Genomic DNA, 1,468 nt, shown 5'->3' on the forward strand with positions numbered 1-1,468 from the left:
CTCCTCAGGAGCGGCCCCCATACAAAAATATGGATACTGAGGAACGACTCATGAAAGCAACTACCAAGCTGCACAGCGCTGCCAAAAAACAGGGTGGATTCGTGATGACCACCGAACTCGTCCTGCTGGTGACCGTGATGGTCATGGGTATGGTGGTGGGCCTGGTCACTATGCGAGATGCGGTGACCGCGGAAATGGAAGACGTGGCCGAGGCCATAGGTGCACTGGATCAGTCCTACGCCTTTAACGGCATGCTGAACGCCGAATCGACCGCTGGCGTGGATGGTTCCTCCTACGGTGATGCGATCGATACGCTGGCAGGCGATGAGGCCGAATTCAGCTTTGTTGCGCTGGATAACACAGAAGGCAGCACGGTGGTTGCCGGTGCCGGTTCTTCGTCCTCGAGCAATGCAGGTACTGTCGTTATTCGCTAACAGGCAGGGCTTATCAGGGCCACCCGCAGCCTGAGCTTCGGGTGGTCTTTAGGGTTTAGGGCTTAACAAATGTGACGATGGATTCTGAGGTGAGTGCTTTCTGACCAGAGCACTGAGCTCAGAAAGACGACCCCCGACAGTGATGGAGGCCAGACATGAAACGCAAACTGACAGGCAGTGCCACTGCGGCGGTAATGGTCTTTGTGGTGTCGACAGCATTGGCGGGCGTTTTGGGTGTACGCCAGGTTGAGCGTCTGTCGACCCAGATTGCCTGGGTTGCCAGCAGCGATCTGGCGGCGGGGCAGACGATTGGTCGCAACATGCTGGAACAGCGCCGGGTGAGTGACGAGCTGGAAGGCATCGATAACCCGCGTGAGCTGATTGGCAAGTTGCTGCTCACCGCTAAAAAAGACGGTGAGCGTTTTCAGCCCTCGGATCTGCAGGCACCGCCGCGCAGCTGGCTGGCGCAGCGGGTCCCGGTGGGTCGGGTACTTTATACGCTGTCACCGCGCCAGGGCACTATCCCGCACTCGCAGTTGCGTGGCGGCGATGTCTTTGATGTGCTGGTAAGCGGCCCGCGGGGTGTGCGCACGGTGGCACGGGATGTACGCCTGATGGGCACCATGGCGAATAAAAGTCAGGCGGCGCCCCAGGCTGAAGGTGCCTTTGCGGCGCTGTCGCAGCCCAGATCCAAATCACAGGACGGCGGCAGTGGCCCCTCTCTGGTGGTGGCGGTCTCGCCGGATGAGGTGTATCCGCTGGCAAGTATCAGCCCGCAGGAAGTGGTGTCGCTGGTATTGCACGGTTCCAAATCGGTGGCGCTGGGCGAGCACCTGTCGATCAATCCGCAGCCGACCCACCGCAGCATAGAGATCGTCAACGGGCTGAAGCGAAAATCGGTCAATGTACGGCTTTAAACCATAGGTGCTCAGTACTCCGGCGCGGCGTCGCAATGATGCTGCCAGATGGGCGCACTTTGCTTATGATTTCCCCTTCAATGTCCTATTCCTATTCCTATTCCTATTCCTTTTCCT

General features: G+C 58.6%; 2 protein-coding genes. One reads left to right on the plus strand and one right to left on the minus strand.

Annotation, left to right across the window (positions count from 1 at the left end):
• Positions 1-50: 50 nt before the first annotated feature.
• The gene (locus MPRO_RS02600; protein WP_082708408.1) at positions 51-434 is read left to right on the plus strand and encodes a hypothetical protein; all 384 of its coding nucleotides are present in this window, start codon (positions 51-53) and stop codon (positions 432-434) included.
• A gap of 695 nt (positions 435-1,129) precedes the next feature.
• On the opposite strand, the gene MPRO_RS26685 is transcribed toward MPRO_RS02600, so the two are convergent.
• A complete protein-coding gene (locus tag MPRO_RS26685; protein ID WP_500778567.1) occupies positions 1,130-1,387 on the minus strand; it encodes a hypothetical protein in 258 nt (85 codons plus the stop codon).
• Between the last annotated feature and the right edge of the window lie 81 nt (positions 1,388-1,468).

Source organism: Marinobacterium profundum, assembly GCF_001528745.1.
GTDB classification, from domain to species: Bacteria; Pseudomonadota; Gammaproteobacteria; order Pseudomonadales; family Balneatricaceae; genus Marinobacterium_A; species Marinobacterium_A profundum.

Bases quoted from the DNA above. Each gene is read 5' to 3' on its own strand.
- MPRO_RS02600 (WP_082708408.1), top strand. From the start codon at position 51: ATGAAAGCAACTACCAAGCTGCACAGCGCTGCCAAAAAACAGGGTGGA.